This window comes from Pseudomonas sp. LBUM1660 (genome assembly GCF_059695935.1).
In genome coordinates, this window is record NZ_CP166795.1 from 3925746 (window position 1) to 3945102 (window position 19357).

General features: G+C 61.6%; 18 protein-coding genes and 1 pseudogene. 8 read left to right on the forward strand and 11 right to left on the reverse strand.

Annotated features, from left to right (window positions below):
• Positions 1 to 43: 43 nt before the first annotated feature.
• Positions 44 to 1390 (reverse strand): NAD(P)/FAD-dependent oxidoreductase, encoded by a 1347-nt coding sequence (locus ACA068_RS18415; RefSeq protein ID WP_497303798.1) that lies wholly within the window; start codon positions 1388 to 1390, stop codon positions 44 to 46.
• 127 nt (positions 1391 to 1517) lie between these two features.
• On the opposite strand from ACA068_RS18415, the gene ACA068_RS18420 reads away from it, so the two are divergent.
• A complete protein-coding gene (locus ACA068_RS18420) occupies positions 1518 to 2390 on the forward strand; it encodes a LysR substrate-binding domain-containing protein (protein WP_497303800.1) in 873 nt (290 codons plus the stop codon).
• A 209-nt stretch (positions 2391 to 2599) separates the two neighbouring features.
• Entirely contained in the window at positions 2600 to 4306 is a 1707-nt protein-coding gene (locus tag ACA068_RS18425; RefSeq protein WP_497303802.1) for an amidase, read from the forward strand.
• A gap of 278 nt (positions 4307 to 4584) precedes the next feature.
• Here ACA068_RS18425 and ACA068_RS18430 read toward each other — a convergent pair whose 3' ends face one another.
• The 3 genes from ACA068_RS18430 to ACA068_RS18440 all read right to left on the reverse strand — a co-directional run bounded on the left by ACA068_RS18430 (position 4585) and on the right by ACA068_RS18440 (position 6535).
• Positions 4585 to 5736, reverse strand: a complete 1152-nt coding sequence (locus ACA068_RS18430; protein WP_497303804.1) for a carboxylate-amine ligase — start codon at positions 5734 to 5736, stop codon at positions 4585 to 4587.
• A gap of 36 nt (positions 5737 to 5772) precedes the next feature.
• Complete coding sequence (locus tag ACA068_RS18435) at positions 5773 to 5970, reverse strand: hypothetical protein (protein ID WP_497303805.1); 198 nt, start codon at positions 5968 to 5970, stop codon at positions 5773 to 5775.
• 184 nt (positions 5971 to 6154) lie between these two features.
• Positions 6155 to 6535 carry a RidA family protein gene (locus tag ACA068_RS18440; RefSeq protein WP_109632739.1) on the reverse strand — a complete coding sequence of 127 codons (381 nt, stop codon included), beginning with the start codon at positions 6533 to 6535 and terminating at the stop codon, positions 6155 to 6157.
• A 162-nt stretch (positions 6536 to 6697) separates the two neighbouring features.
• Between ACA068_RS18440 and ACA068_RS18445 the strand changes: the two genes are divergently transcribed.
• Complete coding sequence (locus tag ACA068_RS18445) at positions 6698 to 6853, forward strand: hypothetical protein (RefSeq protein ID WP_178082311.1); 156 nt, start codon at positions 6698 to 6700, stop codon at positions 6851 to 6853.
• Positions 6854 to 6905: 52 nt separating this feature from the next.
• Here ACA068_RS18445 and ACA068_RS18450 read toward each other — a convergent pair whose 3' ends face one another.
• Positions 6906 to 7922: a M14 family metallopeptidase gene (locus tag ACA068_RS18450; RefSeq protein WP_497303807.1), complete on the reverse strand. Its 1017-nt coding sequence runs from the start codon at positions 7920 to 7922 to the stop codon at positions 6906 to 6908.
• A 174-nt stretch (positions 7923 to 8096) separates the two neighbouring features.
• Between ACA068_RS18450 and ACA068_RS18455 the strand changes: the two are divergent.
• Positions 8097 to 8582: pseudogene (locus ACA068_RS18455) on the forward strand (TetR family transcriptional regulator C-terminal domain-containing protein); the annotation flags it as partial.
• Here the strand turns inward: ACA068_RS18455 and ACA068_RS18460 are convergent.
• From ACA068_RS18460 to glcC, 6 genes are all read right to left on the reverse strand, one after another.
• Entirely contained in the window at positions 8538 to 9545 is a 1008-nt protein-coding gene (locus ACA068_RS18460) for a DMT family transporter (RefSeq protein WP_497303809.1), read from the reverse strand. The pseudogene ACA068_RS18455 and the gene ACA068_RS18460 overlap by 45 nt on opposite strands.
• A complete protein-coding gene (locus ACA068_RS18465; RefSeq protein WP_219097633.1) occupies positions 9545 to 10243 on the reverse strand; it encodes an ABC transporter permease in 699 nt (232 codons plus the stop codon). Before ACA068_RS18465 ends, ACA068_RS18460 begins: the two co-directional genes overlap by 1 nt.
• Positions 10244 to 10248: 5 nt before the next feature.
• Positions 10249 to 10962: an ABC transporter permease gene (locus ACA068_RS18470; RefSeq protein WP_077748790.1), complete on the reverse strand. Its 714-nt coding sequence runs from the start codon at positions 10960 to 10962 to the stop codon at positions 10249 to 10251.
• 172 nt (positions 10963 to 11134) lie between these two features.
• Positions 11135 to 11923 (reverse strand): transporter substrate-binding domain-containing protein, encoded by a 789-nt coding sequence (locus ACA068_RS18475; protein ID WP_497303811.1) that lies wholly within the window; start codon positions 11921 to 11923, stop codon positions 11135 to 11137.
• Positions 11924 to 11951: 28 nt separating this feature from the next.
• Positions 11952 to 13955, reverse strand: a complete 2004-nt coding sequence (locus ACA068_RS18480) for an aminotransferase class I/II-fold pyridoxal phosphate-dependent enzyme (protein WP_497303813.1) — start codon at positions 13953 to 13955, stop codon at positions 11952 to 11954.
• 180 nt (positions 13956 to 14135) lie between these two features.
• Positions 14136 to 14903: a transcriptional regulator GlcC gene (glcC, locus tag ACA068_RS18485; RefSeq protein WP_497303814.1), complete on the reverse strand. Its 768-nt coding sequence runs from the start codon at positions 14901 to 14903 to the stop codon at positions 14136 to 14138.
• A 235-nt stretch (positions 14904 to 15138) separates the two neighbouring features.
• Here glcC and glcD point away from each other — a divergent pair, with 235 nt between their 5' ends.
• Genes glcD through ACA068_RS18505 form a run of 4 tightly spaced genes read left to right on the forward strand, consistent with a single transcriptional unit; the run spans position 15139 to position 19345 of the window.
• A complete protein-coding gene (glcD, locus tag ACA068_RS18490) occupies positions 15139 to 16638 on the forward strand; it encodes a glycolate oxidase subunit GlcD (RefSeq protein WP_497303816.1) in 1500 nt (499 codons plus the stop codon).
• Positions 16638 to 17702 carry a glycolate oxidase subunit GlcE gene (gene glcE / locus ACA068_RS18495; RefSeq protein ID WP_497303818.1) on the forward strand — a complete coding sequence of 355 codons (1065 nt, stop codon included), beginning with the start codon at positions 16638 to 16640 and terminating at the stop codon, positions 17700 to 17702. Before glcD ends, glcE begins: the two co-directional genes overlap by 1 nt.
• Positions 17703 to 17705: 3 nt before the next feature.
• Entirely contained in the window at positions 17706 to 18947 is a 1242-nt protein-coding gene (glcF, locus tag ACA068_RS18500; protein ID WP_497303819.1) for a glycolate oxidase subunit GlcF, read from the forward strand.
• Positions 18944 to 19345: a heme-binding protein gene (locus ACA068_RS18505; RefSeq protein ID WP_497303820.1), complete on the forward strand. Its 402-nt coding sequence runs from the start codon at positions 18944 to 18946 to the stop codon at positions 19343 to 19345. The genes glcF and ACA068_RS18505 overlap by 4 nt, the downstream gene beginning before the upstream one ends.
• Positions 19346 to 19357 lie beyond the last annotated feature (12 nt).

A 19357-nucleotide genomic window follows, 5' to 3' on the forward strand; every position in this document is an offset into this window, starting at 1 on the left:
GTTTCCCCCGGAAGGCGCGTGCGCGTTGGTTCGTGGGTATCGACTAGAACAGCGAAGAAGGCGGCTTGACGTCGCCCTCGGCGAATCGCGACAGACGCAGCTGGCGCATGTCCAGGCCCGGGTTGCCAGAGTTGATCCAGTCAGCCAGGGTCTTGCCTGTGATCGGGCCCATGGCAAAGCCGTGGCCGCAGAATCCGGTGGCCACCGCCAGGCCCCGTGGCGACGTTTGCGCGTCGATGACGGGAATGCCGTCCGGCAAGACATCGATAGCGCCCGCCCATCGATCGACGATCTGCGTATTCACCTGCCCGGGGAACGCGGCCTTGAGCGCGCGCATGGCGGTTCCCAGCCCCTTCTCATTGGGGTGGATAAGCGGATTGCGCTGGTGAATGCCCGCGCCGAGCCGCGATGCTTCCGACCACGGCATGCGCTGGTGCAGATCCGTCAGGCACGCACCGTTCAAATGGAAGCGAAACGACTTGCGCTGCGCCCACAGCGAAGGCGCATACCAATGGAGGGCGCGCAGATGGCCCAGCGTCATGTCGACATCGACATGGGCGTCGTCGGCGATGTTGAAACTGCCATCGAGCCGTTGCCGGAAGCCCACGCCGTTGGCGATCGTGGAGATACCGCTCAGCGTCGGGCCGGCCGTGGTCCGCGCCACCGTACCCCTGACCAACTGCTGCGGCAGGGAGATGCCGAGCATCTTCAGCAGGCGGAACGTCGTTGCCCCGGCGGCGCACACCACCGTTTTCGCCTTCACGTAGCCGCGCTCGGTTTCAACGCCGACGACCTGGCCGGCGGCGACATCGATGCCTTTGGCGCCGCACTGTTCGACGATGTGTGCGCCCAGTTCACGGGCACGCATTGCATAAGCGCGAGCCACCAGGGTGGGTTCCGCCTGACCGTCGCTGGCGGTAAACAAACCGCCCAGTTGCGGGACCGCGTAACCCGGCAGTTTCTTCACCACTTCACGCGGCGACAGCATCACGGTGTCGAGCGAAAAGCTGCGCGCAACCGTCAGCCACGATTCGTATCCGTCACGTTCGACCTCATTGCCCGCGACGAACAGACAGCCGTCGTTGCGCCATCCCAGGTCGGTCTGGAGTTCGTGTTCCAGCGAGCGCCAGAGCTCGATGCTGGCGTGCATCAGCGGGACTTCGGCCTCGTCACGGGATTGCTGGCGAACGAAGCCCCAAGCACGAGACGATTGCTGCCCCGCCAGCAGGCTTTTTTCGAGCACCAGCACCTTGGCGCCCGCTTTGCTGAGGTAGTACGCACACGCACACCCCATCAGGCCACCGCCGATGATCGCCACGTCGACTTCACGAGGCAGGAGGTCGTCCCTGGTTGCCGAGACCTTGGCAAGTGCCGCTGCTGGAGTGTTCATGAGGAGGACCACCAGGTTGGAAATGACGCGTAGCGCCGTGTTGTTATTTCGGCTAAGAATGTGCCTCGATCATCTGAAGTTACAGTGATGTATCTGCATTAATCCCATGCGAGGAGCGCATAGACACATGAGCCGCCAACTGCCATCCATCGAGCTTTTGCAGGCGTTCCTGACGGTTGCCAAGACCGGCAACTTTGGCAAGGCCGGTGAGCAGCTCAACCTGAGCCAGAGCGCGGTGAGTCGGCAGATTGCGCAGCTGGAGACGCGCCTGGACAACCGTCTGTTCGAGCGGCACACGCGCAAAATCGTGCTCACTGCAGAAGGCCGGTCGCTGGTACCGGTGGCGGAACAGGTCATCGGCCTGCTCTCGGATGCCTCGCACATGCTCGCCACCGTGGGACGAAGTGTCAGCCTGCGCGCGCACCCGACGATGGCGGCGCGCTGGCTGATTCCACGGCTGACGGCGTTTTATGCCCTGCACCCGGAGGTGACCGTCAGCGTCGACACGGTGTATCACCGCTTTCCCGACTTTGCGTTCGAATCGATCGACGCCATGATCGCCTACGGAACCGCCACCTGGCCCGACTTCGAAGCGCTGGAGTTGTGGGAAGAGGAGCTGATTCCGGTGTGTTCGCCGGCATTGCTTGTCGGGACGACCCCCGAAGAGGTGCTGAAGACCGGGCGCCTGGTGGACTCAAGCATGGATCGCCTGGACTGGCGCCGCTGGGAAGAGTATTACCCGGGCTCGACCGGTGCCGATAACGCGCATCTGACGTTCGATACACTGGAGTCTGCGATCGTCGCCGTGAAATGTGGTCAGGGCATCGCGCTCGTCGACGCCGTGCTCACACGCGATGAGTTGCTCACCCAGCAACTGACGCGGGTGCATGCCGGCCGTATCATTACCGGTGGACGTTATACGTTGGTCTATCCAAAGCGGGTGAAGCGCTCAAGCGGCTTTTCCGAGTTCCTGGAATGGCTGGAACAGGAAGCTTTGTGACAGGCATAAACCGTTTCACCGTTTCCTTCTGCGCCCACCTTGGTGCTAAATAGACGGCCCAGGTTTCAAGCCCAGACCCTGTAGCGTATTGCCGTGCAACGAGAAATCGATATGAACACCCATTTTCAGACAAGTGATACTCCTGAGCCCAAGACCCGGCAAGCGGCAAACATTCACCTCCTCCCCCCTCAGCCGTCAGTGGTAACAGCATGATCGAAGTCACCGAAGTGTCCATTGCCCAATTGCGTGCGGCGCTGGCGTCTGGCCAGACCACGGCGGTTGAGCTGGTCCAGGCCTACCTTGCCAGGATCGACGCCTACGACGGCGCCGATACGCCAACCGCGCTCAACGCGGTGGTGGTTCGCAACCCCGACGCACTCAAGGAAGCGCAAGCCTCCGATGCCCGTCGGGCCAAGGGCGAAACGCTCGGCCCGCTGGATGGCATTCCCTATACGGCCAAGGACAGTTATCTGGTGAAAGGCCTCACCGCGGCCTCTGGCAGTCCGGCCTTCAAAAACCTGATTGCCTATCGCGATGCCTTCACCATTGAACGGTTGCGCGCCGCCGGGGCGATCTGCCTGGGCAAGACCAACATGCCGCCGATGGCCAATGGCGGCATGCAGCGCGGGGTCTATGGCCGGGCCGAGAGCCCGTACAACGCTGACTACCTGACGGCGCCTTTTGCGTCGGGTTCATCGAACGGTGCCGGGACTGCCACCGCCGCCAGTTTCGCGGCCTTCGGCCTTGCCGAAGAAACCTGGTCGAGCGGACGCGGTCCGGCCTCGAACAATGGCTTGTGCGCCTATACCCCTTCGCGCGGGGTGATCTCGGTGCGCGGCAACTGGCCGCTGACGCCGACGATGGACGTGGTCGTGCCCTACGCGCGAACCATGGCCGACCTGCTTGAGGTGCTCGACGTGGTGGTGGCGGAAGACCCCGACACACGCGGCGATCTGTGGCGGCTGCAACCCTGGGTGCCGATTCCGAGCGTCGCTTCGGTGCGCCCCGCGTCCTATGCCGGGCTGGCCGCTACCACCGATGCGCTCGCTGGAAAACGCTTCGGCGTGCCGCGCATGTACATCAACGCCGATCCTGACGCGGGCACCAGCGAGGCGCCGGGCATCGGTGGCCCGACGGGGCAGAAAATCAACACCCGTCCTACTGTGATCGGTCTCTGGAAAGAGGCTCGCCAGGCACTCGAAGCCGCGGGTGCCGAGGTGGTCGAAGTCGACTTCCCGCTGGTCTCCAATTGCGAAGGCGATCGTCCGGGCGCGCCGACTGTGTTCACCCGCGGCCTGGTGTCCAAGGAGTTCCTGCACCATGAGTTGTGGGACCTGTCGGCCTGGGCGTTCGATGATTTTCTGCGGGCCAACGGTGATCCGAAACTGAACCGCCTGGCCGATGTCGACGGGCAGCTGATCTTCCCCCACGACCCGGGCACCCTGCCCAATCGCGAAGACGACCTCGCTGCGGGCATGGACGAATACGTGAAGATGGCCGAGCGTGGCATCACGCCGTGGGACCGGATCACCACGCTGCCGGACGGTCTGCGCGGGCTGGAAGAAACACGTCGAATCGACCTGGAAGACTGGATGGACCGGCTGAATCTAGATGCAGTGTTGTTCCCGACAGTGGCCGACGTCGGGCCGGCGAATGCCGATGTCGATCCGCAGTCGGCGGACATCGCGTGGAGTAACGGAGTGTGGGTCGCCAACGGCAACCTCGCCATCCGCCACCTCGGTGTGCCGACGGTCACGGTACCGATGGGCGTCATGCCGGACATCGGCATGCCGGCCGGGCTGACCTTTGCCGGTCGTGCCTATGACGATTCAGCGCTGCTGCGCTTTGCTTCGGCGTTTGAGTCGGCCGGCAGCAAACGAATGATCCCGCCTCGGACACCGCCGTTGCAGGGCTGAAATAGCTGCGCGCGGGATTGGACCAGTGCAGGCTCCGATCTCGCCTTGTCATCAATTCACCCGGATTCCAAAACTCAAACCTTCACTGATCCAAGACAATCTCCAGTCGAACAAGAACCCTGTGGCGAGGGAGCTTGCTCCCGCTGGGTCGCGAAGCGCGCCCAAAAAGGGCCTGCTGCGCAGTCAAACGGGAGCAAGCTCCCTCGCCACAGATACGGCGTTGCGTTTAAGTGAACAGCATGACTTGCCACAGGGGCCTTGTTCGTCTGGTGATTGTCTTAGGTGAGCGCCATTTCACTGATGCACGACGCTTGCGACGTTTCCATCAGCAGCTGATCCACGACTTGCGACAGCGCGGCGTCAACCTCCTCTCCCCCGCGCAAGGCTCGCTCGTAGACGTCCCGCTGGCGGTCTGCACTGGTGCCGTCCCTGAGAATTCGGCGGGCTTGAGTAAACACGTTCTCCACACCCATCTTGCGCGCCGTGTCTCCAAGAATCTGTTGCGCCCTGAACAACCATTGCTCGGCAGAGAACGGCCGGTCGTAGCCTTCGATGATGAATGCTGCGTGGATGCCGGACCGTTTCGCCCGCCAGCGATTTTCCTTGAGGATCCATTGCGACGTCTGGGTATAGCTCGATCCCGGGCGAGGTTGATCAATGGCATGGGCCACCAACAAACGAAACAAAGAAGCAATGCACAAGACGTCATCCAGGCGCGGACAGGCGTCCGTCATGCGCATCTCCAACGTCGGGTACTTCATAGCCGGGCGTAAACCCCACCAGCAATCGCTCGCCTGCTTGATCGTGCCAGTACGAATCAGCAAGGAGACGTAGGCGTCATAGGCGCTTTGATCTTCGAAGAACTCCGGAATGCCCATCCGCGGCCACTCATCACACGCGGTCTGCCGGTAGCTCATGAAGCCGCTGTCGGCGCCATCCCAAAACGGTGAAGAAGTGCTCAGTCCCAACAACAACGGCATCCACGGCAAGACTTCGTTCATCACTTGAATACGATCCAGATGCCCTGGCACTTCAACATGCACATGCAGACCGGATAGCAGGCTGCGCCTTGCTACTCGTTGGTAGTCTTCAAACAGTTGAAGAAAGTGAGGGTGGTCCGTGGCCTGCTGCAAACGCCAATCAGCCAATGGGTGACTTGCGGCACTGAGCAGTCCCAGACCGTACCGTTCGAGCGTTTGCCGCAACCTTGTGCGGGCAGAAAACAGGTACTCCGTTGCTTGCTCGACGCTGGTGAAGATGGGGGACGCGACTTCGATTTGCCCCTTGAACATCTCATGCGCGAAACAATCGCCTAACACTGCCTGGCACGCTTCGATTGACGCGTCGGGGGGCTTTTCGGACATGCGCCGGGTGTCCAGGTCCGTGATGAAGTATTCCTCTTCAATGCCGAATTTCAGGTGTCTGTTCATCGATTCGCTCCCTGGCTGACGCACTGCAATCTGGAACTATCCCAGCGCTGTATCGAACAACATCGTGAGCCCGAAACCCAGCATCAGGCCTAGTGTTCGCAGGGAGTGCCAGTCTCCCTTACTGCAGATGACGAAGGGGGTGATGGGGAGTTCCAACGGAATGATGAGTGATGCGTTCACCTCGATGGCGATGGCGGCATACACCAGCAGCCAATAGCCGAAGGCCAGGGTCATGCGGAACTCCTCGAAAGGGTCACGGCGAATGGGTTGTGAAACTCATAAAACATTTCGAGGCGTGATTTTCAAACGAGGCGAAACTAATTTTCGTAGAGGGATAAGGGTTGTCGCCCAGAGGCATGAATGGTCGGTATTTTTGAAACTGGGTCAGGCGGATTTTCATCACGCCTGACCCGCGCCGTCAGGCTTTGGCGGCCATCGCGGTGACTTCCACGCGCATACCTTCGACCGCCAAAGCGGCCACACCGACGGCGGCACGAACCGGCCACGGTTTGGCGAAAAAGCGCTTGTACACTTCGTTGAACGCCGCGCGGTCGGCCATGTCGGTGAGGTAGATGGTCAGGTGCAGAACCCGGTCCATGGAGCTGCCGGCGCCTTCTAGCGCGACCTTCAGCGCCTGCAACGTGCATTCGCTTTGCAGTGTGATGTCGCCCAGTTCCAGGCTGCCGTCGGCGCGGGTGGGAATCTGCGTGGAGACCAGAATGCCGCCGAAGCCGGTGACGTCGGAGGAGATGGAATCCGCGTCAGGATCAGGAGTAAACGCGATGTCTTGGTTTGCCATGGGGGATCTCGTGCTTGAGGTGGTAAAGAGGCGGTCGATGCCTTTTGCGTGGACAGTTTACAGGCCGAAGCCTGGATTGCTTGCGCGGCTGCCCCCAGGAAAAAATCTCGAACTCCCTCCCAGGTGCTGCATCCAATGTGTAGGTCAACGGAGGTACGCACGATGAACAACGATGACAGTGTCAGTGACACCGAAAGGGATCGGAAGGACAGGGACGCCGAAGAGGTCGATGAAACAACACCTCCCGAAGAGAATGAAGCCGAGGCGCTCCAACGAAAAATAGACGAGATAGAACGCAAAGTAGCGGATGGGAACTAGCGTGAAAACCATCCCCGCGTGTGTTCAGCGGGGATGGCCGCATGCTCTGCACCTAGTTCGGGTCCAACAACCCGCCACTCCAGTTGCGTGAAATCCGGCTCCCGGTGAATTTCGCCACCACCATGCCCTGCGACACCAGCCGGTCCCGGTAGCGCGTGACCATCCGTCCCGCTTGCTCGGCCACCAGCACCACTTCGGAAGACGGATCACCGGGCCGCCGCAGAATCCGCGCAAAGCGCTGCCCTTCCTCGACGAAATCGCCCAGTTCCTTTTCAAAGATCAACACCCCGGGTTGCGGTGCGAGGAGAGTCTCCATCTGCCCCATTTCCATCACCTCGACGGGCCAGTCACCGGGTGACAACGCCTCGTCGATGACCCCGTAGCTGCACAGCCAGGCGTAAAGTCCCGCGGCGTCCTGCTCGGCCAACCGATCGCTGACATCGCCCTGCCCGCGCAACTCCAGGGTCGCGGCCATGCGCTGGTCGGTAATGCCATCGCGCAGCCACGGCGCAATGATGGTTTCTTCGAAGGAGCCGTCGCCGCCGTCATCCCAGATGATCGCCACGTCCATCTTCATCGCCGCCGCCAATTCGCGACCACGGGGCCAGAAACTGCGGTGCACGTAGAGGTACGGCAAGGCTTCGTCATCGGTGTGCAAGTCGAGCATCACCTCTGCGGTTGAAGCCAGTTGCACCAGGCTTTTTTGCCACTGCTGGACGTTGGTCGAAGGTCGCTCCATCGCCGCCGATTGGTCGAACCCGCGGTTGAAGTTATGCCCGGTCGCATCGTGAAAGCGACCGAGAATCCGCCCCTGTCGAAACTGCCCGATGCCCAGGGGATTGGCTTGCGGCACCACCGTCACACTGCCCTTGAGCCGGCCCTCGGCCTCGACGACTTGAAGCCGTTGCATCAACAGATGCAGCACCAGCATCCCGGCGATTTCGTCGGCATGCACCCCCGCCTGCAAATGCACCTTCGGCCCGCGGCCGTCGCCCTCGAAACGCCAAGCGCCGACCTGCACCGGATCGCCGTTGTTGTTGCGCACACTGAACGAAATATCCTGCGCCATCTGCTTGTCCTCCCCCCGTCATGAACGTTAAAAACCGGTGCATCACTGCGGCCGACACTGGAGATTGAACGCATGTTCAACTAAGCTCGCCAACCTGGCACTGCACCCAAGGATTCCCTTGTGACAACCCCCTCTCCAAAAAACCGCCGCGCAGAACCCGATGAGCGCCGCGAGATGCTGGTGGCCGCCACGGTGCGTTGCCTGGTCCGTGATGGTCATGCCGGCATTTCCGTGCGCCGTATTGCCACCGAAGCCGGAGTGTCCGTCGGCCTGCTCAATCACCATTTCGGCAGCATCGATGCGTTGATCGCCGACACGTACCAGAAGATTGCCAGCGAACTGACCACCGCCCTGCGCCAGGAAATCCAGCAGGTCGCCACCCCGGCCGAAAAGATGGACGCGTTTCTCAAAGGCTCTTTTTCGCCGAGGGTCATGGACCCGCAATTGCTTGGCGTCTGGGTGGTGTTCTGGAGCCTGATCCGGCACTCCGAACACGTCAGCCTGTCCCACGAAAAAAGCTACCGCGCCTACCTCGATCTGCTGCGCCAGTTGCTCGATGACATGGCCGCCAGCGAAGGTTTCGTGATCCACGACACGCGCCTGGCCGCCATCGGTTTATCGGCGATGCTCGACGGACTCTGGATCGAGTGGTGCCTCAACCCCGAAACCTTCAGCCCCGCCAACGGCCTCCACATCTGTCGTTGCTGGATAAAGGGGCTGCGTCACGGAGCATTCAGCGCCGACGACGTCCTGTGAGGCGTGACGGCCGAAGATCATCGCCAGGGTGCCGCTGACCGCGATCAGGCCGGCACCGCTCATCAGCGACACATCCATCAGCGTGCCCCAGATCAAGCTCGACAGCAGGAACGCCCAGATCAGCCCGGTGTACTCGAACGGCGCGAGCAAGGTGGCAGTGGCCCGCTGAAAACTGGCAAACAGCAGGAACTGACCGATACCGCCCACCAGGCCGGCAACCAGCATTCCCAGCCACGCCGGCGTCGGCGCCGGGGTGAACGTCCAGGGCAGCGCGACCGTCATGCACAGGACAAACACCACGTTAGTGATCAGCATCTGCTCCAGCACTGACGTCTGCTCATCCACCTGGCGCAGTTGAATGTAAGTGAACGCCCAGCACATCGCCGCCAGCAGTGTCAGCACGATGGGCCACGGATCGACGATTTTGCTCGGGCGGCAGGCGATGATTACCCCGACAAACCCGAGGATCAGGGAAAACCACTGCCAGCCGCGGGCCCGTTCCTTGAGAATCACCGCCGCCAGCACCGTGACCATGATCGGCGCGGAAAAATACAAGGTGGTCATTTCCGCCAGCGACAGGTCCCGGGCGGCCGTGTAATACAGCAGCCAGGCCACAATCGACAGCAAACCGCGCACCACCAGCAAGCGCCGGCTCGGCGAACGCCAGGCCCGCTGGACCAGGCGCAGGCGACCGGCCAACAGGCACGCGACGACCACCACCAGGCTGCGCCAGAACAGGATGGTGACCACCGAATAATCGGCCACCAGCCACTTGATGACCGCGTCCTGCAACGCCAGGAACGCGTACCCCAAGGTGCACAGGCCAATGCCTTGCAGCGACCGGTCGACGACTTGCGACGTGCTCATTACACCGACCTGCGCACAGGCGTCCCGCGCCGTTCGGCAAAGGCAAACAGCGCCTCGATCAGGAAGGTCAGGCAGACGTAGACCCCGGCCACCAACAACAGCGGTTCATAGACCTGCAAGGTCTGCGCCCGCACCACGTTGGCGGCTCCCAGCAGATCGACAATCGCAATCGTCGAGGCCAGGGCCGTGGATTTCAGCAACATCACGGTTTCCCCGGCCAGTGTCGGCAACAGCAACCGCAGCGCTCGAGGCAAGCGCACCCGCAGCAGCGATTGGCGCGGTGTCATGCCAAACGCCGAGGCCGCTTCCATCTCACCCTTGGGCACCGCCAACAGCCCGCCGCGAATCACTTCGCCGACATACGCGCCCACCGACAACACCAGGGCGAACACGATGTACCAGTAACCGTCGCGCAAATACGGCCAGAGAAAACTGCCGCGTATCAGCGGGAACTGCGCAAACACGCTGCCGAGCCCGTAGTAGAAGATGTATATCTGGATCAGCAACGGCGTACCGCGCAACACGCTGGTGTAGAACAGGCTGGCCTTGGCGATCACCTTGTTTTTCGAGATCCGCGCCAGCGCCACCAGCACCGCCAGCGCGAAACCGAACACGCTGGAGATCAACAGAATGGTGATGGTCGTTTGCAGTCCCCGGCCCAACAGCGCCGCGTATTCAACTATCCACGCTGGAATCATTTCATTCACTCAGCCAAAGGCATCCAGCGACGAATACGCCGCTCGAGCCGTCCAGACAGGTAGTTGGACACCAACGTCACCGCGTAATACAACGCCGCGGCCGTAAGGTAGAACAACAAGTAATGACGCGTCGAACCCGCCCCTTGCTTGGCGGTGTACAACAGCTCGTTGGTGCCGACCACGCTGATCAAGGCGCTGTCCTTGATCAGGTTGATCCACAGGTTGGCCATCCCGGCCATCGCATACGGTGCCATGATCGGCAGCGTGACGCGTCGGAACAGGCCGAAACCGCTCAGGCCGAAGGCCTTCGCCGCTTCGATCTGGCCGAAGGGAATCGCCTGGATCGCCGCGCGGAAAATCTCCGAAGCGTAGGCGCCCTGCACCAATCCCAGCACCACGATGGCGGCCAACGGACCGCTGACATTGACGACGCCGTAGCCCATCTGCGTCATCAGCGAGTTGAGGAGCATGGAGCCGACGTAGTACAGCAGCAGGATCAGCAGCAACTCCGGAATCGCCCGGAACAAGGTCGTGTAACCGCGCATCAGCGCTGCAATTGGCTTTGGCGCGCCGAGCTTCAGGCAGGCCACCACCAGACCGATGAACAGCCCGACCACAAAGGCCCCGGCTGATATTTGCAGGGTCATCCAAAGACCCTTCAACAGCGCACTGCCCCATCCTGTTTCGCTGAAGTTGATCAATTCGAACATGGCTGGCATTTCAGTCTCCAATCGGTGGCCTTGATGCACCACCGCCCTCTTGTAAGAGCGAGGCTTGCCCGCGAAGCTTTTGGCGACTTCAAGGGCCCCTTCGCGGGCAAGCCTCGCTCCTACGGGGATGGGTGTTTCCTCAGGAAAATTTCATTCCATGGAGTTGTTTTTCGCGTGGCCGTCAGAAGGCGGGTTTCACGCTGGTCCCGAAGTAGTGTTGGGACAGGTCGTCGTAGTCTTTGCTGGCCAGCAACGAGGTGATCGCCTTGTCGAGTTTGGCCTTGAGCTCGGTGTCATCCTTGCGCAGACCGGCGCCCACGCCTTTGCCGAAGATCGGGTCATAGGGCACGGCGCCCAGGTAATCGAGGTTACTGTTGCGGGCATCCGGGGTCTGGACGAAAGACGCCATCGCCGTGCCGTCCGCCATCATCAGGTCAATGCGCCCGGCAATCAGGTCGGCGTTGGCCGAGTCCTGGGTGTCGTAATACTTCACGTCAGCAATTTTTTCGTAGTACTGCTTGAGGTAGCTGGCGCTCACCGTCGAGTTCTGCACACCGATGATCTTGCCCTTGAGGTCATCCGGATACTTTTTTACCGACGTGCCCTTCGGCCCGACAATCGCAATCACGGAGTCGTAATACGCCTTGCTGAAAGCGATCTGTTTTTCGCGTTCTTCAGTCACCGACATCGACGAGAAAATCACGTCGATCTTCTTCGCCAGCAACGATGGAATGATCCCGTCCCACGCCACTTCCTTGATCTCGCACTCGGCTTTCATTTCGCTGCACAGCTTGTGAATCAGGTCGACTTCAAAGCCTTTCCATTCACCGCTGGCCTGCTTCTCGGTGTACGGCGGATAGGGTTCCGCTGCGACTGCGAACCTGATCGGTTGGGCCTGGGCCGCGCTCATCCCGGCCAGTAACACGCAAGCCACGCCCGTCATCCAGTTTGCCAAACGTCGATTTCCCATGATTTTTCCCCGTCTTTTTATGATGTTTTCAGCGAGTCTGATGAGCGTTGACGAATTGTCGGCAACGCTCGCTGCGTGGGTGTACGAACACTTCGTCCGGCGAACCGGTTTCCTCGATCAGCCCTTGGTGCAGATAGGCGACTTTGGAGGAGACATCGCGGGCGAAAGCCATTTCATGGGTCACCAGGATCATGGTCCGGCCTTCTTCCGCGAGGGAGCGGATCACCCGCAGCACTTCGCCGACCAGTTCCGGGTCGAGTGCCGAGGTGGGTTCATCGAACAGCATGACCTTGGGCCGCATGGCCAGGGCCCGGGCGATGGCCACCCGTTGCTGCTGTCCCCCGGAGAGAAACGCCGGGTATTCGTTGCGCTTGGCCGCCAGCCCCACGCGTTCAAGCAAGGCTTCGGCCCGTTCTGTGGCCTCCGCACGGCTTTCACGCAGGACCTGGATCGGCGCTTCGATGAGGTTTTCCAGCACCGTGCGATGGGGCCAGAGGTTGAAGTTCTGGAACACCATGCCCAGGCTGGAACGGATGCGCACCAGTTGCTTGGCGTCGGCCACCAGCGGTGCGCCCGGACGATCGAAGTTCAGGTGAATGCTTTCGCCGTCCACCAGAATGCGTCCCTGGTCCGGCACTTCGAGCATGTTGATGCAGCGCAGCAAGGTACTTTTGCCCGAGCCGCTGGCACCGATCAGCGAGATCACATCGCCTTCGCGGGCCGTCAGGGAAACGCCTTTGAGGACCTCGATATTGCCGAAGCGTTTGTGCAGGCCATCGACTTCGATCATGGTCTTGGCCTTGACCGGTTCAGCGGTCGCTTCGCAAGTGACACGGCTGATCACCGGCCGCGGCGCTTCGCCTTTCAACACCTGGACAAAGTCACGAATACGCTGGCAGGCCTGGGCCAGTCGTTCTTCACCCAGGGTGAACGAGAGCCGCACAAAGCCTTGGGCCGGCTCGCCGAACGCTGCCGCATCCAGCACCGATACGCGCGCCTCTCGCAACAGCCGCCAGGCGAACTCCAGAGAGGTCAGGCCGGTGTCACGCACATCCACCAGCACGAACATGCCGGCATCAGGGTTGAGCACTGAAATCCCCGGGCAATCCGACAGGCTGGTCACTACCAGGTCGCGACGACGACGATAGATGTCGCGCATGCCGTGGGTCACGTCGTCATGGGCCTGAACCGCCTTGAGCGCAGCCTCCATGACAAAGCCCGGCAAGCCGTAAAGCATGCTCAACACCAGGGTTTCGGCGTGAGCCACGAGGGCTTCATCGGCAACGATCCAACCGGTACGCCAGCCGGTCATGGCATGGGATTTCGACAGGCTGCCGATCACCACGCAACGCTCGGCCATGCCCGGCAACGCTGCCAGGCTGAGGTGCTCGCGTTCAAAGGTCAGGCTTTCATAGACCTCGTCCACCACGACCCAGAGGTCATGCTGGATGGCGAGGTCGGCGATGGCTTGCAGCTCTTCGCGGTTGAGCACCACACCGGTCGGATTATTCGGATTGGAGAAGAACAGCGCCCGGGTGCGCGGGGTGATGGCCTTGGCCAGCACGGCGGCATCGAGCCGGAAACCTGAATCCGCCGAGCACGGCACGCGTACCAACGTGGCGCCGGACGCCTTGAGCGTCGCCTCGTAGGTCACGTACATCGGGTCCAGGGCAATCACTTCGTCGCCGGTATTGAGCAGGCACATCGAGGTGATGAACAGCGCGTTCTGTGCCCCCGCCGAAATGATGACGTTTGGCGCCGTCACCTCACGGTCGAACAGCAGGCTGTACCGAGCGGCGATGGCTTCGCGCAAAGCCTGGCGACCGGCGATCTCGGTGTAGTGGGTGTCGCCTTCGCGCAGCGCATGAATCGCGGCATCGGTGATGAAGTCGGGGGTGGGAAAATCCGGGTCGCCGACGCTGAGAATGATCACATCCTCACCGCGGCGCTGGGCTTCAAATGCCGCATTGTGAATATCCCAGGCGGCGACACCGTCGCCTGAAATCCGCTCAACAAAGGGTGAAAACCGCATGCCAGTGCCTCGTTCGAAAAGAAGAAACGCAAGCCCGCGCTACCAGCCGGGGAGGTGGAACGAACATAGTCGAAGCTGAACACTCGTTCAACAGAAAAGTGACCAGGGTTCGCGTTCAGCGTAAACAGGTCGTTTTTACGACAGTCGTGCCGCTTTTCAGCAGTACAGGATCGGCAACCTTTACGCCCACCCTTCGAGCCGTAGCGTGGCCCGGACCAGACGCTGCTCCTCGCTTTCGATTTCCCTGAGGTTCTCGCAGATGCTCTGGATGTGCGCGATGGCCGCCTTGCGCGCCCGCTCCGGCATGCGGCCGGTCACGGCGTTGTAGAGCCGGGCGTGCTGACGGTCGATCTGACGTTTTTGCGGTGCGCGGTGGTAGAGGTTGTTGACCGAGGCGAACACGGTGTTGAGCAGCAAATCCGTCAGCGAGCGCAAGGTTTGCACCAGTACCGGGTTGTGCGAGGCCTCGCAGATCGCCAGGTGAAAGGCATGATCGAGCCGGGCGTGTTCGCTCGCTTCCATCGACCGCGTGTGAGCATCGAGCAATGCTTCATAGCTGCGGGTAATGAGGACAAAATCTGCCTCGGTCCCGCGCAATGCGGCCAGGCGAGCGGACTCTCCCTCCAGCAGGCTGCGCACCTCGAACAAATCGTAAAGTGTGCGCGGTTGTGAGCTGAACAAATGCATCAGCGGCGATGCGGCACCGTGGCCCGACAGATCAGCGACAAAGGATCCCTTGCCCTGCTCCGTCTTGATAATCCCCCGGGCGCGCAACAACTTCAGGCCCTCGCGCAGTGCTGTGCGCGAGACGCCGAGCTTTTCGGTCAGGCGCCGTTCCGAAGGCAACAATTGCCCGGTCTTGAGGACCCCGTCGACGATCAGGCGTTCTATGCGTTCACAGACCACGTCTGCGACTTGGGGATTACGGGTCACTTTCGCACTCTCCATCGAACCTCCCACTGGTATGACCAGCCTCACCGGCAAAACCCGCCACGTTCGAATACAACCCTAACCTTATGTTTAGACGGTTATTTTTCTCAGAAGCGTGGAAATAACTCTTGAAGAACTGGTTCGACCAGTGAAACAACGCATGGACAGTAAGACGCGTCAGGCCAATGATGCAAGTGAGCTTTCACCGCAAACAGACCTCTAATAAAAACAAACGGAGGGTCGTGAACCGCCTATGAACATCCTCTACGATGAACGCGTCGACGGCGTTCTGCCTGATGTCGACAGAGCGGCTCTGCTCCAGGCACTGCGCGATCGCCTGCCAGACCTGGAAGTCCTGCATCAGCGCGAAGAACTCAAACCGTATGAATGCGATGGACTTTCCGCTTACCGCACCACGCCGATGCTGGTGGTACTGCCGCGCCATATCGCCGAAGTTCAGGGCGTGCTCAAGCTCTGCCATGAGTTTCACGTCCCGGTGGTCGCTCGCGGCGCCGGCACCGGTTTGTCCGGCGGTGCACTACCGCTCGAAAAAGGCGTGCTGCTGGTGATGGCGCGTTTCAACAACATCCTGCACATCGACCCCGCCGCCCGCACGGCGCGGGTTCAACCGGGCGTGCGCAATCTGGCGATCTCCCAGGCCGCCGCACCGTTCGGCTTGTACTACGCGCCGGACCCCTCCTCGCAGATCGCCTGTTCCATCGGCGGCAACGTGGCCGAAAACGCCGGGGGCGTGCATTGCCTGAAATACGGTCTGACCGTGCACAACCTGCTCAAGGTCGACATTCTCACCGTCGATGGCGAGCACCTGACCCTGGGCTCCGAAGCGCTCGATTCGCCGGGCTTTGACCTGCTGGCGTTGTTCACCGGTTCCGAAGGCATGCTGGGGGTGATCACCGAAGTCACGGTCAAACTGCTGCCCAAACCGCAGACCGCCAAGGTGCTGCTGGCGGCGTTCGACTCCGTCGAAAAAGCGGGACGCGCGGTGGGCGATATTATTGCCGCCGGCATCATTCCGGGCGGCCTGGAAATGATGGACAACCTGGCCATTCGCGCCGCCGAAGACTTTATTCACGCCGGTTATCCGGTCGACGCCGAGGCCATTCTGCTGTGCGAACTCGATGGCGTTGAAGCCGACGTCCACGATGACTGCGACCGCGTGCGCCAGGTGCTGGAACAGGCCGGCGCCACCGAAGTCCGCCAGGCTAAGGATGAGGCTGAACGCGTGCGCTTCTGGGCCGGGCGCAAGAATGCGTTCCCGGCGGTGGGCCGCCTCTCGCCGGATTATTACTGCATGGACGGGACGATCCCTCGCCGCGAGCTGCCCGGCGTGCTGCAGGCGATTGCCGCGCTGTCGGCCGAGTACGACCTGCGGGTGGCTAACGTTTTCCATGCCGGTGACGGCAACATGCACCCGCTGATTCTGTTCGATGCCAACCAACCCGGCGAACTCGACCGCGCCGAAGCTCTGGGGGGCAAGATCCTCGAATTGTGCGTGAAAGTCGGTGGCAGCATCACCGGTGAACACGGGGTCGGCCGCGAGAAAATCAATCAGATGTGCGCGCAGTTCAACAGTGATGAGCTGACCCTGTTTCATGCGGTCAAAGCCGCGTTCGATCCGGGCGGTCTGCTCAATCCGGGCAAGAACATTCCGACGCTGCATCGCTGCGCCGAGTTCGGCGCGATGCACGTTCACATGGGTCAGCTGCCCTTCCCTGAACTGGAGCGTTTCTGATGCGCAGCAAACACGACATCGATGACAGTGGCGCGCTTCTGGACCAGGTTAACCAGGCCCTGCAAAACGCCACGCCGCTGCGCATCCAGGGCTCCAACAGCAAAGCGTTTCTGGGCCGTATCGCGGCGGGTGAAGTGCTCGACACGCGCAGCCACCGCGGCATCGTCAGCTACGACCCGACCGAACTGGTGATCACCGCACGCTGCGGCACGCCGTTGGCAGAACTGGCCGACGTCTTGGACGCGGCGCAGCAAATGCTGCCGTGTGAACCGCCCTCCTTCGGTGACGGCGCCACCGTGGGCGGGATGATTGCCAGTGGGCTGTCCGGACCACGGCGCCCATGGTCAGGCTCGGTCAGGGACTTCGTCCTTGGGACTCGCGTCATCACCGGCCATGGCAAGCATTTACGCTTCGGCGGCGAAGTCATGAAAAACGTCGCCGGTTACGATTTGTCGCGCTTGATGGCCGGCAGTTATGGCGCGCTGGGTGTGGTCACTGAAGTCTCGCTGAAAGTGCTGCCCAAACCTCGGCAAGCGTTAAGCATCAGCCTGGAAATGGACAGCGATCGCGCTTTGCTGCGCCTCGCTGAATGGGGGCAGCAACCGCTGCCGATCAGCGCCGCGTGTCACGACGGTCAGCGCCTGCACCTGCGGCTTGAGGGTGGCGAAGGCTCCGTGGCGGCGGCGCACGACCGACTGGGTGGCGAGGTGCTGGAAGCTTCGTACTGGGCGGATCTCAACGAACATCGGTTGAGTTTTTTTGATGAAGACCAGCCGCTGTGGCGCCTGTCCGTACCGCACAACACACCTCGGCTTTCCCTGCCCGGCCTGCAAATGATCGACTGGGGCGGCGCCCAGCGCTGGCTCAAATCCGATGCAGAAGCGGCGTTCATCCGCAAGGTCGTCGATGAGGTCGGCGGGCATGTCACCTGCTACAGCCACGGCTTGATCGACAGCCCGTTCCAACCGTTGCCGGACGCACTGATGCGCTATCACCGCAACCTCAAGCAGCAACTCGATCCACGGGGCATCTTCAACCCCGGTCGCCTGTACGCGGAGCTTTGACCCATGCAGACCACCTTGAGCGAACAGGCCCGCCAACTGCCCCGCGCCGAAGAAGCCGAAAGCATCCTGCGCACGTGTGTGCACTGCGGTTTCTGCAATGCCACCTGCCCAACCTATCAATTGCTCGGCGATGAGCTGGACGGGCCGCGGGGGCGCATCTACCTGATCAAACAGGTGCTGGAAGGCAACGAAGTCACCCAAAAGACCCAGCAGCACCTGGATCGCTGCCTGTCCTGCCGTAACTGCGAAACCACCTGCCCCTCGGGTGTCGATTATCACAACTTGCTCGACATTGGCCGCGCGGTGGTCGACGCGGCCGTGCCACGCTCGCTCGACCAGCGCTTGCTGCGTGAAGGCTTGCGCAGCGTGGTGCCCAATCCGGGTTTGTTCAAAGTGCTGGTCAGCAGCGGTCAGGTGTTCCGTGCGCTGCTGCCCAACACGCTGCAAGCCAAGTTGCCTCGCCACGTGTATCCGGCCAGACAACGCCCGGTCGCCCGCCACGCCCGGCAGGTGCTGATGCTCGAAGGCTGCGTGCAGCCGAGTCTGTCGCCGAACACCAATGCGGCCACCGCGCGCGTCCTGGATCGACTGGGGATCAGTGTGACGCCGGCGCGCGAGGCCGGTTGCTGCGGCGCGGTCGATTATCACCTGGACGCGCAGGCGGCCGGCCTTGATCGCGCCCGCCGCAATATCGACGCGTGGTGGCCGAGCATTGAGCAAGGGGCCGAGGCCATTGTGCAAACCGCCAGCGGTTGCGGCGCCTTTATCAAAGACTACGGCCACCTGCTCAGCACCGATCCGGCGTATGCCGAGAAGGCGAGAAAGGTCAGCGCACTGGCCAGGGATCTGGTTGAAGTGTTGCGCGACGAGCCGCTGGACACGCTCGGCATTCACAGCGATCAACGCCTGGCCTTCCATTGCCCCTGCACCTTGCAACACGCACAAAAACTCGGGGGTGCGGTTGAAGCGCTGCTGACGCGCCTGGGTTTCAACCTCACGTTCGTTCCCGACGGTCACCTGTGTTGCGGCTCGGCGGGCACCTATTCGTTGACCCAGCCCGAGCTGTCCCGACAACTGCGTGACAACAAGCTCAATGCGCTGGAAAGCGGTCATCCCGAAGTCATTGTCACGGCCAATATCGGCTGTCAGTCGCACCTCGACGGTGCGGGCCGAACCCCTGTCCGGCACTGGATCGAACTGGTCGAAGCCGCGTTGCCCTCATCGAGCCCTGGAGCATTCCTATGAAAAGCAAAGCCGTCCTGAGCCAGACCGAAGTCAGCCGGATTCTCAGCGCTGCACGCAACGAAGCCCAGAACAATCAATGGGCCGTGACCATCGTGATTGTCGACGACGGCGGCCATCCTTTGGCCCTGGAACGCCTCGACGGTTGCGCCCCGATCGGCGCCTACATCGCCACTGAAAAGGCCCGCACTTCGGCCCTTGGACGGCGTGAATCAAAAGGGTATGAAGAGATGGTCAACGGGGGACGCCACGCGTTTTTGTCAGCGCCGTTGCTGACCTCCCTTGAAGGTGGCGTACCGATCATCGTCGATGGCCAGGTGATCGGCGCGGTTGGCGTGTCCGGCGTCAAGGCCGAGCAGGATGCCCAAGTGGCCAAGGCCGGGGCGCAGTGCCTCAATTGAACGTGACGCAAC

Excerpts from the sequence above, each read along its gene's own strand:
- glcD (WP_497303816.1), top strand. The coding sequence starts at position 15,139 with ATGAACATCCTCTACGATGAACGCGTCGACGGCGTTCTGCCTGATGTC.
- glcE (WP_497303818.1), top strand. The coding sequence starts at position 16,638 with ATGCGCAGCAAACACGACATCGATGACAGTGGCGCGCTTCTGGACCAG.
- ACA068_RS18430 (WP_497303804.1), bottom strand. The coding sequence starts at position 5,736 with ATGAACAGACACCTGAAATTCGGCATTGAAGAGGAATACTTCATCACG.
- ACA068_RS18470 (WP_077748790.1), bottom strand. The coding sequence starts at position 10,962 with ATGCCAGCCATGTTCGAATTGATCAACTTCAGCGAAACAGGATGGGGC.
- ACA068_RS18420 (WP_497303800.1), top strand. The coding sequence starts at position 1,518 with ATGAGCCGCCAACTGCCATCCATCGAGCTTTTGCAGGCGTTCCTGACG.
- ACA068_RS18460 (WP_497303809.1), bottom strand. The coding sequence starts at position 9,545 with ATGAGCACGTCGCAAGTCGTCGACCGGTCGCTGCAAGGCATTGGCCTG.
- ACA068_RS18465 (WP_219097633.1), bottom strand. The coding sequence starts at position 10,243 with ATGATTCCAGCGTGGATAGTTGAATACGCGGCGCTGTTGGGCCGGGGA.
- ACA068_RS18435 (WP_497303805.1), bottom strand. The coding sequence starts at position 5,970 with ATGACCCTGGCCTTCGGCTATTGGCTGCTGGTGTATGCCGCCATCGCC.
- ACA068_RS18445 (WP_178082311.1), top strand. The coding sequence starts at position 6,698 with ATGAACAACGATGACAGTGTCAGTGACACCGAAAGGGATCGGAAGGAC.
- ACA068_RS18415 (WP_497303798.1), bottom strand. The coding sequence starts at position 1,390 with ATGAACACTCCAGCAGCGGCACTTGCCAAGGTCTCGGCAACCAGGGAC.
- ACA068_RS18475 (WP_497303811.1), bottom strand. The coding sequence starts at position 11,923 with ATGGGAAATCGACGTTTGGCAAACTGGATGACGGGCGTGGCTTGCGTG.
- ACA068_RS18440 (WP_109632739.1), bottom strand. The coding sequence starts at position 6,535 with ATGGCAAACCAAGACATCGCGTTTACTCCTGATCCTGACGCGGATTCC.
- ACA068_RS18450 (WP_497303807.1), bottom strand. The coding sequence starts at position 7,922 with ATGGCGCAGGATATTTCGTTCAGTGTGCGCAACAACAACGGCGATCCG.
- glcC (WP_497303814.1), bottom strand. The coding sequence starts at position 14,903 with ATGGAGAGTGCGAAAGTGACCCGTAATCCCCAAGTCGCAGACGTGGTC.
- ACA068_RS18505 (WP_497303820.1), top strand. The coding sequence starts at position 18,944 with ATGAAAAGCAAAGCCGTCCTGAGCCAGACCGAAGTCAGCCGGATTCTC.
- ACA068_RS18480 (WP_497303813.1), bottom strand. The coding sequence starts at position 13,955 with ATGCGGTTTTCACCCTTTGTTGAGCGGATTTCAGGCGACGGTGTCGCC.
- glcF (WP_497303819.1), top strand. The coding sequence starts at position 17,706 with ATGCAGACCACCTTGAGCGAACAGGCCCGCCAACTGCCCCGCGCCGAA.
- ACA068_RS18425 (WP_497303802.1), top strand. The coding sequence starts at position 2,600 with ATGATCGAAGTCACCGAAGTGTCCATTGCCCAATTGCGTGCGGCGCTG.